A 12,695-nucleotide genomic window follows, 5' to 3' on the forward strand; every position below is an offset into this window, starting at 1 on the left:
GGTTTTTTATCAGTTTTTAAGTATAGCATTAGGATTCGGACCGCAAATTAAACGGAGTTGAGCTTCGTTAGTTTACTACGTAAGCAAGCCGAACCATGACTCCATCTACTCCGCAATCTTCCTGGTTACAACACCTGCCCCTCATGGCTACCGGTCTGTTACTGCTGTCGCTAGGCGGAGCCTACGCCTTTGTACCCGACTTTCGTGCTTTTTTACGGGAAGCCATCGATGTGTTGTCGAGTGACGATGAGCAACGGGTTACGGCCTGGGTGGCGCGGTTTGGCTGGCGTGGACCCTTACTGGTGGTACTGGCCATGATTGCGCAGATTTTTCTGGTCATTATTCCGTCGTGGGGGCTTATGATTGTGGCCGTATTGGCCTACGGGCCGGTTTGGGGAACGGTTTTATCGCTGTTGGCAACGGCGGTGGCAGCCAGCGTAGGGTACATGGTCGGGAAGTATGTGGGTGACGTGGCGGTTCGAAAATTGGTGGGGGATAAAACGGAGGAAAAAGTGGCATCCTGGGTACAGGAATACGGTTTTTGGGCGGTGGTTTTTGCGCGAGCCTCACCGTTTATCTCGGGCGACGCCATTAGCCTGATCAGCGGCATTTCGCAAATCGGTTTTCCAAAATTTATTAGCGCGACGGTTTTGGGAGTGGTTCCGCTGACGGTTGCCATTGGGTATTTTGGCGATAATACCAGTCGGTTAAAAGAAGGCTTCATCTGGATGACCGCCGTTAGTGTAGTACTGTTTTTAGGGTACTACCTTTACCAGCGAAAAACGAAAAGAGCGGATACTTAAATCCGCCCTTTTCGTTCTACTTTCTATTTCAGAATGGGTTCCAGTGCGGCCCGGTTTTCGTCGAGCCACTGGGCAATGTCACTGACAATTTCTTTGATGCCCAGTTCGGGTTTCCAGCCGGTCAGTTTAGTTACCTTCGTATTGTCTGTCACATACAGCCGAATGTCGGCGGCCCGGTTTTCGGCTACGCTGCTGATCGGAATCGTCTTGCCGGTTACTTCCTGACAGATTTTCGTCAGTTCCTGCAACGAAGCGCTGCTTTCGACTCCGCCACCCGCGTTCAGGATTTCGCCGTTAACTTGATCAATGTTGTGCAATTCCCAGTCGATCAGCCGGTATAAGTCGGCGATGTGCAGCATGTCACGGGTTTGTTTACCCGTTCCGCCGTAACCGATGTAAGCCAGTTGCTGCTCAAAATAGTGTTTGGCGATCCAGAGCACCATGACGCCCTGGTCCACTTTTCCCATTTGCCACGGTCCAGTAATAACCCCGCAACGGTTGATGACGGTTTTCAGACCAAAAAACTCGTTGTATTCCTGAATAATGAGCTCCGAGGCCAGCTTCGTGGTGCCGTACAACGACCGGGCACCGTCGAGCGGAAAGTTCTCCGCAATGCCTTTGGACGAAACGCCCGGCACCGGTTGCTCATCCGTTAGTACAAATCGGGTATCGCTTTCATCGAAATTCAGGGTTTCGATGGTTTTGATCGGATAGACCCGGCTGGTCGACAGAAAAATGACGTTGGCTTTGGACTTCAGTGCAAAATTCAGGCAGTTGACCGTACCGAAGAGGTTGGTATTCATCAGGTAGTCGGGCGTTCCGGTCAGACCGGCCAGCACCGACGGTTCGGCTGATGCTTCAATCAGTGTATCGACCGGCGGAATGGGATCGAAGTCTTCCTTGTTCCGGATATCGCCGTGCACAAACTGGATACCGGCTTTGGTCAATCGGCTCACGTTTAATTCGGAGCCTTTGCGCTTGAGGTTGTCAAGAACGAAGATTTCGTACTGTGGATAGTTGGTCTTCAGCGATAAAGCCAGGGAGGAGCCCACAAAACCAGCTCCGCCGGTGATCAATATTTTCATTCAAGTAGAGGTTAATCAGTCGACCGTTCATTCGGGAAATCCGCTGCCGGTCAACGTATGAACATTAGGTATCGATGCGTTTTAGTTTTACGTTTTCAACCGGCCGGATTACCAGCGGTACTTTTTCAATTTTTACGGCGCTGCTGTCCAGTCCAAACCAGCGGTCTTCGGGTGTCGTATAACCTTTGATAAAGAAGTAAACGTCCATCACAATTCGCTCGCGGAACGGCAGGTCATTTTCGTAAGAGAGGAATTTTTCCAGCACCACGAACCGGAAATCACCAATAACGTTCTGGCGGCTAAGGGATTCGTACCGGCTGGTGATATCCACTTCCTTATTCTTGACCATGTCTTCGATGACCTTACGGAAAAAGAAGTTGATCCGCTGCTCGATCCGGAAGCCCAGTCTAAACGTGACTTTATAAACATCATCGGGTGCAATCGTATTCACCTTGTATTCCATTGTATACGGATCATCGGTGGTATCGACGTGGATAAACCAGTAAATATCTGCTCGCTTAGGCCGTTTCTGGAAAATGGAATAAATAACTTTCGACTCGATTTCGGCAGCCCGGGCCGCGTTGCTCATAAAAACCAGGTGCGTTGCATATTTCGGGATGCTAATGTCACGGCTGAGTTCTTTAAACGGCTGGATGTACTGGTCGATTTTGACGTATTCCGTCAACCGCAGCTTAATTTTGTTGGCATTCAGCCAGACGATCATAATACCGGCCATCACCCCGGCAATCAGAACCGATACCCAACCGCCGTGCGTAAACTTGGCCAGGTTGGCAATCAGGAAGCTGCTTTCGACCACCAGGTAAAAAAGAAGGAATAGCATGACCAGCCACGCGTTGTACTTGTGGGAGTACATGTAGTAGCTGAAGAGAATCGTACTCATGAGCATGGTCAGCGTGATGGCCAGCCCATAGGCGGCTTCCATTCGCGACGATTCCTGAAAATACAGAACGACACCGATGCAACCCGCAAACAGAAGCCAGTTGATGCTCGGAACGTATAACTGCCCTTTTTTATTGGTTGGGTAGCGCAGCCGGACCTTCGGCCAGAAGTTGAGCCGGATGGCTTCGCTAATAAGGGTAAAAGCGCCCGTTATCATGGCCTGACTCGCAATAACCGTGGCCATGGTGGCAATGACAATACCGGCAAAAAGAAACCACTCCGGCATCAGACCGTAGAAAGGATTGCGTTCACCGAGCGGTTGACCAGACAGGCTTTCAATGTAAGCGCCCTGGCCAAAGTAATTGAGAAGCAGGCAGGCTTTAACAAAAACCCAGCTGATCCGAATGTTTCCCCGGCCCGTGTGGCCCATGTCGGCATACAGCGCTTCGGCACCGGTGGTTGATAAAAATACCGCTCCCAACAGCCAGAAGGCGTCGGGGTAATCGGTCAGAAAGTGATAAACGTAGGCGGGGTTGACGGCCTGCAGGATGGACAAATCATCGACAATGCTCAAAACGCCCAGAATACCCAACATCGTGAACCAGAGTAGCATAATGGGCCCAAAAGCCGTGCCGACCACGCTGGTACCAAAGGTCTGAATCAGAAAAAGAAATGCCAGAATACCGATGACAATCGGCACCGTTGGAATATCGGGGTAAAGGATTCGGAGCCCCTCAATGGCTGAGGAAACCGAAATGGGCGGGGTGATAATACTGTCAGCCAGGAGGGCACTGCCACCGATGATCGCCGGAATGGTGAGCCAGCGGGCGTGTCGCCGGACCAGGGCATAGAGCGCAAACGTTCCCCCTTCGCCCCGGTTGTCTGCCCGTAAAATCAGGATAACGTATTTAATGGTGGTCTGTAGTGTGATTGTCCAGAAAATGCAGGACAGCGCTCCCCTGACGATGTTTTCCTGAATAGGTTGATCGGGGCCTACAATTCCCCGGAGCACGTAAAGGGGCGAAGTACCAATATCGCCGTAGATAATACCCAGTGCAACGAGCAGACCGGCTGCCGTCACCTTGTCCAGGTGTTTTTTATCTTCCATAGAGAATAGATGCCGTGCTAATTCAGGTTCGGCTAAAAAATCCGGGTAAAGATAACGTTAAAAATAGGAGAAAGGAGAAGGGGAGATAGAAAAAGGAATAACGCTCCTTTCTCCTACTCCTTTTCTCCTTTCTACAAACGGTTTTATCCTTTTATATCACCAGATTTTCCTGAAAAATGGCTATATGGTTCCGGCCAGCAGGACGATGTTCAGCACGATAATTAAACCGGCAACCACCCAGCTTACGACGGTTAGCCAGCGGGGATTGACAAAAGCGCCCATTTTCAATTTATCACCCGTGAACATCACCAGCGGAACCACAGCAAAACTCAGCTGAATGGATAAAATAACCTGACTAAAAACCAATAACTCGGAGGTGCCTTTCTCGCCGTAAAGTAGGGTGACAATCAGCGCTGGCACAATGGCAATCAGGCGCGTAATGAGCCGGCGCAACCACGGTTTGAGTCGAATGTTCAGAAAGCCCTCCATGACAATCTGGCCCGCCAGCGTACCGGTCAGTGTCGAGTTTTGGCCTGAGGCCAGCAGCGCAATGGCAAACAGAATGCTGGCCAGGGTGGCTCCCAGCAGTGGGTCCAGCAAACGGTGGGCGTCGGTGATGTCGGCAACGTCGTGATTCCCGGAAGTGTGGAAAGCGGCCGCCGATAGAATCAGAATGGCAGCGTTGATGAAAAACGCCATGAACAGCGATACCGTTGAATCGATGGTGGCAAACTTGATGGCATTTCGACGACCCGAATCGGTGCGGGCAAAGTTGCGGGTTTGCACAATGCTGGAGTGCAGGTACAGATTGTGCGGCATAACGGTTGCGCCCAGAATTCCGATGGCAATGTACAGCATACCCGGGTTGGTCACGATCTCCTTTTGCGGAACCAGTCCACCCAGAACATCCGATAGTTCGGGGCTAGCCACGATGAGTTCGTAGGCGAAACACAGCAGGATGACAAAAATCAGCGCGGCCACGATGCTTTCCAACCAGCGGAAGCCCTTGTGCTGCAGATACAACAGTAGCAACACATCCAGGGCCGTAATGCAGACACCGACACTTAACGGAATGCCGAACAGCAGGTTTAACGCCAGTGCCGACCCAATTACCTCGGCCAGGTCGCAGGCAGCAATCGCAATTTCGCACAATACCCAGAGTGCAATGGAAACCGGTCGGCTGTAGTGATCACGACAGGCCTGGGCCAGGTCGCGCCCGGTGGCAATCCCTAATTTGAGCGAAAGATGCTGTAGCAACATCGCAAACAGGTTAGAAATCAGGATAACCGACAATAACGTATAGCCAAATCGGGAACCGCCGGCGATGTCCGTGGCCCAGTTGCCGGGGTCCATGTAGCCAACGGCTATCATCAGACCTGGTCCGGTAAAAGCCAGAAGACGTTTAAAAAATGAGCCATTTTCCGGAACAGGAATACTGGCGTGAACTTCAGGTAATGATTTTGTTAGGTTCTCAGATTTCCATCCCTCTGCCATTTGGGGCGTATGTTTATTCGTAACCATAGCATTAGACAGCTACATACTTTTATTCTACTAGTAACTCAACAAATATATACTATGTTTCTAAATAAAAATTTAGATTAGTCTAAAAATTTTTTGAACAATAATAAAAAACTAAATTTGTGGGTAAATTCAGGCGGTGGAAATTAGAAACCGTTTGGGGGTCATTTACTAGTAAGTAGCAGAGATTGGGTGGGTTAAAGCCGCCCTGCGCCTATGCATTCATTCACAGAAGAAAATTATTTAAAGACCATTTATTACCTGGCTGCCCGGCAGGAGGGGGAAGTGACGACCAATTCGCTGGCCGAAATGACCGCGACCAAGGCGGCTTCGGTATCGGATATGTTGCGTAAACTGGCCGATAAACAACTGATTCATTATAAAAAATACCAGGGTGTTCGGCTGACGGAAGAAGGCGAACGGCTGGCCCTGAAAGTGATTCGGCGGCACCGGATCTGGGAAGTGTTTCTGGCCGAAAAGCTGGGCTTTGGCTGGGACGAGGTGCACGAAATGGCCGAAGAGCTGGAACACATCCGTTCGGAAGAGCTGGTTGAAAAACTGGATGCTTTTCTGGGGTACCCGCAGTTTGATCCACACGGCGATCCGATTCCGAGCCCGGCGGGTGACATGCCCACCGTTGAATACACCAAACTGTCCGATGTGTCGGTGGGGGCGGAGGTACAGGTGATGGGTGTGCTTGAGCATTCGCCGGAATTCTTGCAACACCTCGATAAAACGGGCCTGAATCTGGGCTGCCGGGTAAAAATACAGGACGTCAATGCGTTTGATAAGTCGGTTTCTGTACAAATTAACCGCGATAAAACGTTGTTTGTCAGTAACGAGGTTGCCCGAAACTTATTGGTAAACTAACCTACGTCGGGCTGACGGTAAAAGCTTTCATGAAACTTCTCGATTGGTACATTCTAAAACGGTTTCTGCTGACGTACTTCTTTGTTGTAATGGTCATCGTTCTGGTGGTCTGCGTCGTTGACTATACCGAAAAAGTAGACGATTTTTACAAACACCAGGCACCCGGAGACAAAATCATTTTCGATTATTACCTCAACTTCATTCCGTACTGGGCCAACTACATCAGTCCGCTGATGGTGTTCATTGCGACGGTTTTCATGACCTCCCGGCTGGCGGCCAAATCGGAGATTATCGCCATCCTGAGCAGTGGAATCAGTTTCATTCGACTGATGGTTCCGTACGCCATTGGGGCGCTGATTCTGAGCGTGGCCACGTATTTTCTGGTCGGGTGGGTGGTTCCGAAAGCCAATCAGACCCGGATTGCATTTGAACTGAAATACACCAAAGATCCCTACACGTATTCGGGCCGTAACATCCATATCAAGGTGGCACCCAATGTGTATGCCTACCTGGAAAGCTATAATAACCAGAGCAACACGGGGTATAAATTTACCCTGGAGAAAGTTGAAGGAAATCAGTTGATTCAGAAAATGGCGAGCGACCGCATCGAGTGGAGCCCGGAAAAGAAAAAATGGACGGTTTATAATTACAACGTTCGGACCATCAACGGGTTGCAGGAAACGTTATCCTACGGTGAAAAAGTTGACACCCTGTTGAATCTCTATCCGTCGGATTTTGACAGCGATTTCAGCTTGTTTGAAACGTTTACCTTTCCCGAATTGGATAGTTACATTGACCTGCTCACCAGCCGGGGGGCCGACGGGGTGGAAACGTACCTGCTCGAAAAGTATTCCCGGCAGACCCGCCCCTTTGCGATCCTCATTCTGACTGCTATTGGGGTGATCATGTCGGCCCGGAAAAGTCGCCGGGGCGTGGGCTGGCAGGTGGCCCTGGGGTTTATGCTGGCTTTTGTTTACCTGCTCTTTTTTATGCTGGCGAAGGGAATTGCGGAATCCGGCAACCTGGATCCGATCGTCGCCGTCTGGCTACCCAACATTGTTTTTACGCTTATTGGCGTGCTATTATACCACACAATTCCGCGCTAGATTGGTAGCGGACAACAGGCTCGCGGCCTCTGCTCCATGCTCACAAACCGTCCAACAACCGCTGATTACCTGCACCTGCATTTCCTGGTTCTGATCTGGGGATTCACGGCCATTCTGGGGCTGTTGATTTCGGTATCAGCCCTAACACTGGTAGTATACCGAACCTTGCTGGCGGCTGTTGGTTTGGCTCTGGTTTTATACGGGCAGCGGAAATGGAGTGCGGTAAAACCGTCGGATCGGTTAAAATTGCTGGCCACGGGCGTGGTGATGGCCTTGCACTGGGTCTTATTTTTCGAAGCCGCCCGCGTTGCCAACGCGTCGGTTTGTCTGGCCGGAATGGCAACCGGATCGTTGTGGACCAGTTTGCTGGAACCACTTTTCTTTCGCCGTCGGTTGCGGCTCGTTGAGGTATTGCTGGGGGCAGTCGTCATGGCGGGCCTGTACCTGATCTTTCGCTTTGAGATTGACCGGGCGGCTGGTCTCCTGATGGCCATCTTTTCGGCCATGCTGGCGGCTATTTTTACCATTCTCAATAGCCAGTTTACGCACCGCTATCCGGCCCTGACAATCACCTTTTATGAAATGTGTGGCGCTTTTGGTGGCTCACTGCTCTTTCTGGGTATATATTTGGCGTTTGGTTTGGAAAAACCGTCGGAGCTGCTGCCTCAACCGACCGACTGGCTCTGGATTTCCATTCTGGCCTTTGTCTGTACGGTTTATGCGTATTCTGCTTCGGTTCGGCTCATGCGGAAGTTTACAGCTTTTGCCATCAACCTGACGGTCAATCTGGAACCGGTTTACGGAATTATGCTGGCCTGGCTGTTTTTTGGCGACCGTGAGCGGATGACCTCCGGCTTTTACATCGGTACGCTGATCATTCTCGCAGCGGTTTTAGTGTATCCGATGTTGAGCCGAAAACTGGATAAAGGTACTGGATACTCTGTTCAATAAACCAGTTGCAAAATACCGGCACGGTATTGGTAACAAATTTCGGAACTATGAATCAACTGCTTACCCCCAACAAGTTCGTTTCACTTCTGCTGATTGGCTGCCTGCTGCTGGTCGTTTTTCCCCTGATTGCGCTCGCGTTTTATAACCAGCCTTCACCGGTGGATGACTACTGTTTTGCGGATACGGCCCGGAAGTTTGGCGTCTGGCAGGCGCAGCAATTTTACTACGACGGTTGGAGCGGGCGCTATTTTCACAACCTGATGGTACACACGGGGCCGCTCGTCTGGGGGTGGTATGGGGCGTATGCCGTTTTCCCGATTGTGCTGTTGATCTGTCTTTGGCTGGGTTTTTACTACCTGGTGCGCCAGTTGACCCGGCTGATGATGACCACCGTGGAACAGGCCATTACAGCCTCTGCCGGTTGCTTTCTTTTTATCTCCCAGCTGGTTTCGATTCCGGAGTTTTTTTACTGGTATCCCGGTTTGGCCTGTTATTCGGTTTCCTGCGTTTGTTTTCTGCTTTTACTGGGTGTGCTGGTGGAGCACGACCGGATTCAGTTTCGGCTGAATGCGAAGTTCCTGGTACTCGAATCGCTGCTGATTGCTACTATCATCGGTTCCAGCGAAACCAGCATGATTATGGCCCTGGCTCTTCTGGGCACGGTTTTGCTGGGCTTATTGATTTACCGCCGTCAACTTCCGATTTCATTGCTGCTGGTGCTGTCAATTGCCGGAATTTGCTGCTATTACCTCATTCAGGCACCCGGAAATGCCGTTCGAATGGGCGGCAACGAACGCAGTCAGGATGTGATTTTTTCCGTGACCGAAACCCTCAAATATTGCGTGTCGCATTTTCCGAAGCAGTTTACAAAAACACCAATAGTACCCATTACCATCCTTTTTCTGCCGATAGCCTACCGGCTAACCGATAGCCGCAATCCGAGTCGGCGGTATTTCGAAGTTCATCCGTTGCTGGCATTGCTGCCTTACCTGGGCCTGTTGTTTATTCTGACCCTACTTCATTTCTGGGCGGTGGGCGTTCAGCCGGTTCCTCGTTTATTAAATACCGTCAACCTGATCCTGACGGTGGGGTGGTTTTACAACGTAACCGTTTGGGTCAGAGTATTCCGGCAAAATGTTGGTGTATTGTCAATTTTCGCGCATTATCAATGGGGAATTGCGGTATTAATGGCGGTTACCCTGGGTTATATTACTTATAAAAATACTAACTTACGGCTGGCCTACGACGACCTGCGTTCTGGCCGGGCGCGGGCATTCCACGAAGCCGTTGAGCAGCGTTACGAATTGATGGCCCGCAGTGCAAGTGATACCATCGAGCTGCTTCCGTTGCCCGCCAGCCCGGTGTCGCTGGTACTGGAGGATATCCGGGAGAATCCCGAATATCTCTGGAATAAATGCTGGGCTGGATATTATCATAAAAAAGGCGTTAAGCTGCGCGAAACAACCCGTGAGCCGCAACCATTAACTACGACGAAATAAAAAATAAAATAAAAGTGCTGTGAGGTTGGATGTAGCTGCGATGATTCCCGTATTTACATGAGAAAATTGTCCTTACTGCTGGCTACACCGGTCATTTCCTGGAGTCTCCTGATGGTGCCTATTCTGGGATTCGTTTTTTTCTTTTTCCGCTACAGCCTCAACGTTCCGTGGTTCGACGACTTCGAGAGCATTCCTTATTTTCTGCAGCGCTTTCTTGACCTGCCCACCTGGTCGGAAAAAGCCGAAGCGCTGCTGCGTCCGAACAATGAGCACCGGGTCGTGTATGCCCGACTGGTGGTTGGTATTTATTACCTGCTGACGGGAACCATCAACTTTAAAGCGTACATGATCGTTGGAAATGCCTCGTTTCTGGTGATTCTGTTCTTATTTTACCGCAGTCTCCGCCGGGCTTCGTTGCCGCTATGGTACCTGCTGCCGGTTCCTTTTTTGCTTTTCAACGCGCAGAATCAGATGCTGACCTTCACGGCGCTTTTCTCCCTCCAGTATCTGGCCATTATCATGCTGGTTTTTCTGTCGGTTTATCAACTGGCCCGAAATACGCAGGTGGGCTTTGGCTTGGGTATTTTGCTGGCCTTTCTGACCACCTTCAGCATGGGCAACGGGATGCTGGTGTGGCCCGCCGGTTTAGTGGTTTTATTCTACCTGCGGGTGTGGTCGCGGCTGGCTATTTGGGGGGCATTGATGGTTATCGCCATTTTCCTGTATTTCTACGGTTATCCGGTTCAACAGGGCAATTCGGAGGGCTTTGCTTTTCTGGTAGAACATTATTTGCAGATTTTTAGCGGTTTTTTTGTGTACGTCGGCAGTGTTTTCGACCTGGTTCCGCTGTGGCCACTGATGTGGCGGAGCATGCTGCCGGAAGTGGCGGGTTTCATCATGGTCGGTTTTCTGGGTTTTTGGAGTTTTCAGCGGTTATTTCGCGATCACCGTCCGCCCACGCACTGGAACGCGTTTTTTCTGGGCTGTATTGTTTTTCTGATCTGCAACGCGGGCATTGTGGCGTTGTTCCGGACTCGGTTTGGATTCGGTATGATGCTGTGGGGCTCCTACCGGGCGTATGCGATGGTACTGGCTGCTGTTACGTACCTGATTTTTGTCGGCAATTATCGGAATAGTGAAAACCTGCTTGTGCGATGGATACCAGTTTTTTTGGTAACAGCCGTGGCAATTAACCTGACTTCCTATGTGTTTGGAATTCCTATGGCGGCCGAAAACCGGCAGTTGAATCGGGCCAAAGCTTTTAACCAGCGGTATAACCAAACCGGACAGGGCGGTTCCTACCAGACTCCGCTGGGCGATTTTATTGCCCAGAATGTAGATGTGATGCGCGAGCGGGGCTGGTATGAGCTGCCAAACCCGAGCATTATCGCCGGTGAACAAAATTTGCTGAAGGCCACTTCGGCCCCGGCAGACTCCTCAAACTGGGCTGTGCTCGATGGGGTGAAATTTATCTCCGTTGATAGCCGAGATACGGTTTATCCGCCAGACTATGCCGGAACGGTTTACCTGCTTTTGCAATCTGATCGCCGTACGTACGTGTGGGGAACAACCAAACGACGCCCATCGGAACAGAACCCATTGGCTGTCACGCCCGGTTTCAGGTCGGCCGTACCGAAATCCATTATGCAACCCGGAAAATACCGGTTGGGGGTATTTGAAATACGACCCAACGGGCAGGCGGCCGTGCGTTATACCGACCATTTTGCAACCGTTGAATAAGATGACGGAATAAAGTGCGCACTACCGGGTGTCGCATGTGTAGGATAATCTCCTATTTTTGTGGTGCCGTTCTACCTTTATTTATAAAATCGACTGTACGTTGACCGACCGAACTACTCCACACTCCGAATTAATCTATATCGTTATTCCGCTCTTCAACGATTGGGAGGCATTGGGTCTGTTGTTGGATAAAATCCGCGCAACGGTAGAGCCTCCTATTCGGAAACGGTTTCATTTTTTGATTGTCGATGATTGCTCGGTAACCAATTACCAGCGGTTGCCGACCGATACAGGGCACGCCTTATCCATCCTGCGGTTATGGCGGAATGTGGGGCATCAGAAAGCCATCGCGCTTGGGCTCTCGTATCTGGCCGATCAACCGGAGTTGCACACCACCATCGTGATGGATTCCGACGGCGAAGATCAGCCGGAAGATATTCCCAAACTGTTGGCGGCCTTATCCGAAAAGCCCGGGCAGATTGTGTTTGCCCACCGCGCCAAGCGCCAGGAGAGCCGGTTGTTCAAGACGTTCTACCTGATTTACAAAAGCGTATTTAAACTGTTGACCGGCAAGACGATTACATTTGGTAACTTCAGTGCCGTGCCACCCAATTTGTTGCGAAAACTGTCGAACGTCTCCGATATCTGGAACAATTATCCCGGTGGCGTTATTCGCTCCCGGCTGCCCTATCGCTCAATTCCGCTGGAGCGCGGGGTGCGGCTGGCTGGCGAGTCTAAAATGAACTTTGTATCACTGATTCTGCACGGTTTAAGCGCCATTTCGGTGCTGATGGAAGCTACGGCTGTTCGGATTTTTCTGTTTTGCATCATTACCGCAGCGCTTTCGTCGGTTGTTATTGCACTGGTGGTATTGCTGCGGTTTACGGACCAATTGCTGATTCCGGGATGGGCGAGTTACGTAGTGTTTTCCCTGTTTATTGTTATTCTACAAGCTTTTTTAATATCACTCCTGCTGGTGTTTATTGTCCTGACGTACCGTACGCAGTCGCATTTCATACCAGCGAAGCAATACGGGGATTTTGTGGAGCGGGTAGAGCGGGTGTATTGAGTTTAGTACTAAATTTTGCTGTAGTATGATTCATGTGTTAGAGCCA

At 50.6% G+C, this 12,695-nt stretch carries 10 protein-coding genes; 7 read left to right on the forward strand and 3 right to left on the reverse strand.

From position 1 onward, the window contains the following. Window positions 1–95 precede the first annotated feature (95 nt). Window positions 96–803 (forward strand): TVP38/TMEM64 family protein, encoded by a 708-nt coding sequence (locus ACYVH9_RS04085; protein ID WP_460635018.1) that lies wholly within the window; start codon window positions 96–98, stop codon window positions 801–803. Between the two features lie 23 nt (window positions 804–826). Here ACYVH9_RS04085 and ACYVH9_RS04090 read toward each other — a convergent pair whose 3' ends face one another. The 3 genes from ACYVH9_RS04090 to ACYVH9_RS04100 form a co-directional block, all read right to left on the reverse strand. Beyond that, window positions 827–1,888, reverse strand: a complete 1,062-nt coding sequence (locus tag ACYVH9_RS04090; protein ID WP_460635019.1) for an NAD-dependent epimerase/dehydratase family protein — start codon at window positions 1,886–1,888, stop codon at window positions 827–829. Between the two features lie 64 nt (window positions 1,889–1,952). Then, window positions 1,953–3,896 carry a KUP/HAK/KT family potassium transporter gene (locus tag ACYVH9_RS04095; RefSeq protein ID WP_460635020.1) on the reverse strand — a complete coding sequence of 648 codons (1,944 nt, stop codon included), beginning with the start codon at window positions 3,894–3,896 and terminating at the stop codon, window positions 1,953–1,955. 180 nt (window positions 3,897–4,076) lie between these two features. After that, on the reverse strand, window positions 4,077–5,390 hold the full coding sequence (locus ACYVH9_RS04100) for an Nramp family divalent metal transporter (RefSeq protein WP_460636444.1): 1,314 nt from the start codon (window positions 5,388–5,390) through the stop codon (window positions 4,077–4,079). A gap of 240 nt (window positions 5,391–5,630) precedes the next feature. Between ACYVH9_RS04100 and ACYVH9_RS04105 the strand changes: the two genes are divergently transcribed. From ACYVH9_RS04105 to ACYVH9_RS04130, 6 genes are all read left to right on the forward strand, one after another. Next, entirely contained in the window at window positions 5,631–6,284 is a 654-nt protein-coding gene (locus ACYVH9_RS04105; protein WP_460635021.1) for a metal-dependent transcriptional regulator, read from the forward strand. 29 nt (window positions 6,285–6,313) lie between these two features. After that, on the forward strand, window positions 6,314–7,390 hold the full coding sequence (locus ACYVH9_RS04110; protein WP_460635022.1) for an LptF/LptG family permease: 1,077 nt from the start codon (window positions 6,314–6,316) through the stop codon (window positions 7,388–7,390). Between the two features lie 36 nt (window positions 7,391–7,426). Continuing rightward, window positions 7,427–8,341: a DMT family transporter gene (locus ACYVH9_RS04115; protein WP_460635023.1), complete on the forward strand. Its 915-nt coding sequence runs from the start codon at window positions 7,427–7,429 to the stop codon at window positions 8,339–8,341. 47 nt (window positions 8,342–8,388) lie between these two features. Next, on the forward strand, window positions 8,389–9,840 hold the full coding sequence (locus tag ACYVH9_RS04120) for a DUF6056 family protein (RefSeq protein ID WP_460635024.1): 1,452 nt from the start codon (window positions 8,389–8,391) through the stop codon (window positions 9,838–9,840). A gap of 57 nt (window positions 9,841–9,897) precedes the next feature. Next, entirely contained in the window at window positions 9,898–11,580 is a 1,683-nt protein-coding gene (locus tag ACYVH9_RS04125; RefSeq protein WP_460635025.1) for a hypothetical protein, read from the forward strand. Between the two features lie 100 nt (window positions 11,581–11,680). Continuing rightward, the gene (locus ACYVH9_RS04130) at window positions 11,681–12,649 is read left to right on the forward strand and encodes a glycosyltransferase (RefSeq protein WP_460635026.1); all 969 of its coding nucleotides are present in this window, start codon (window positions 11,681–11,683) and stop codon (window positions 12,647–12,649) included. The last annotated feature ends 46 nt before the right edge of the window (window positions 12,650–12,695 follow it).

The sequence above is a fragment of the Larkinella harenae genome (genome assembly GCF_054780515.1).

Excerpts from the sequence above, each read along its gene's own strand:
- ACYVH9_RS04110 (WP_460635022.1), top strand. The coding sequence starts at position 6,314 with ATGAAACTTCTCGATTGGTACATTCTAAAACGGTTTCTGCTGACGTAC.
- ACYVH9_RS04085 (WP_460635018.1), top strand. The coding sequence starts at position 96 with ATGACTCCATCTACTCCGCAATCTTCCTGGTTACAACACCTGCCCCTC.
- ACYVH9_RS04120 (WP_460635024.1), top strand. The coding sequence starts at position 8,389 with ATGAATCAACTGCTTACCCCCAACAAGTTCGTTTCACTTCTGCTGATT.
- ACYVH9_RS04090 (WP_460635019.1), bottom strand. The coding sequence starts at position 1,888 with ATGAAAATATTGATCACCGGCGGAGCTGGTTTTGTGGGCTCCTCCCTG.
- ACYVH9_RS04115 (WP_460635023.1), top strand. The coding sequence starts at position 7,427 with ATGCTCACAAACCGTCCAACAACCGCTGATTACCTGCACCTGCATTTC.
- ACYVH9_RS04105 (WP_460635021.1), top strand. The coding sequence starts at position 5,631 with ATGCATTCATTCACAGAAGAAAATTATTTAAAGACCATTTATTACCTG.
- ACYVH9_RS04100 (WP_460636444.1), bottom strand. The coding sequence starts at position 5,390 with ATGGCAGAGGGATGGAAATCTGAGAACCTAACAAAATCATTACCTGAA.
- ACYVH9_RS04125 (WP_460635025.1), top strand. The coding sequence starts at position 9,898 with ATGAGAAAATTGTCCTTACTGCTGGCTACACCGGTCATTTCCTGGAGT.
- ACYVH9_RS04095 (WP_460635020.1), bottom strand. The coding sequence starts at position 3,896 with ATGGAAGATAAAAAACACCTGGACAAGGTGACGGCAGCCGGTCTGCTC.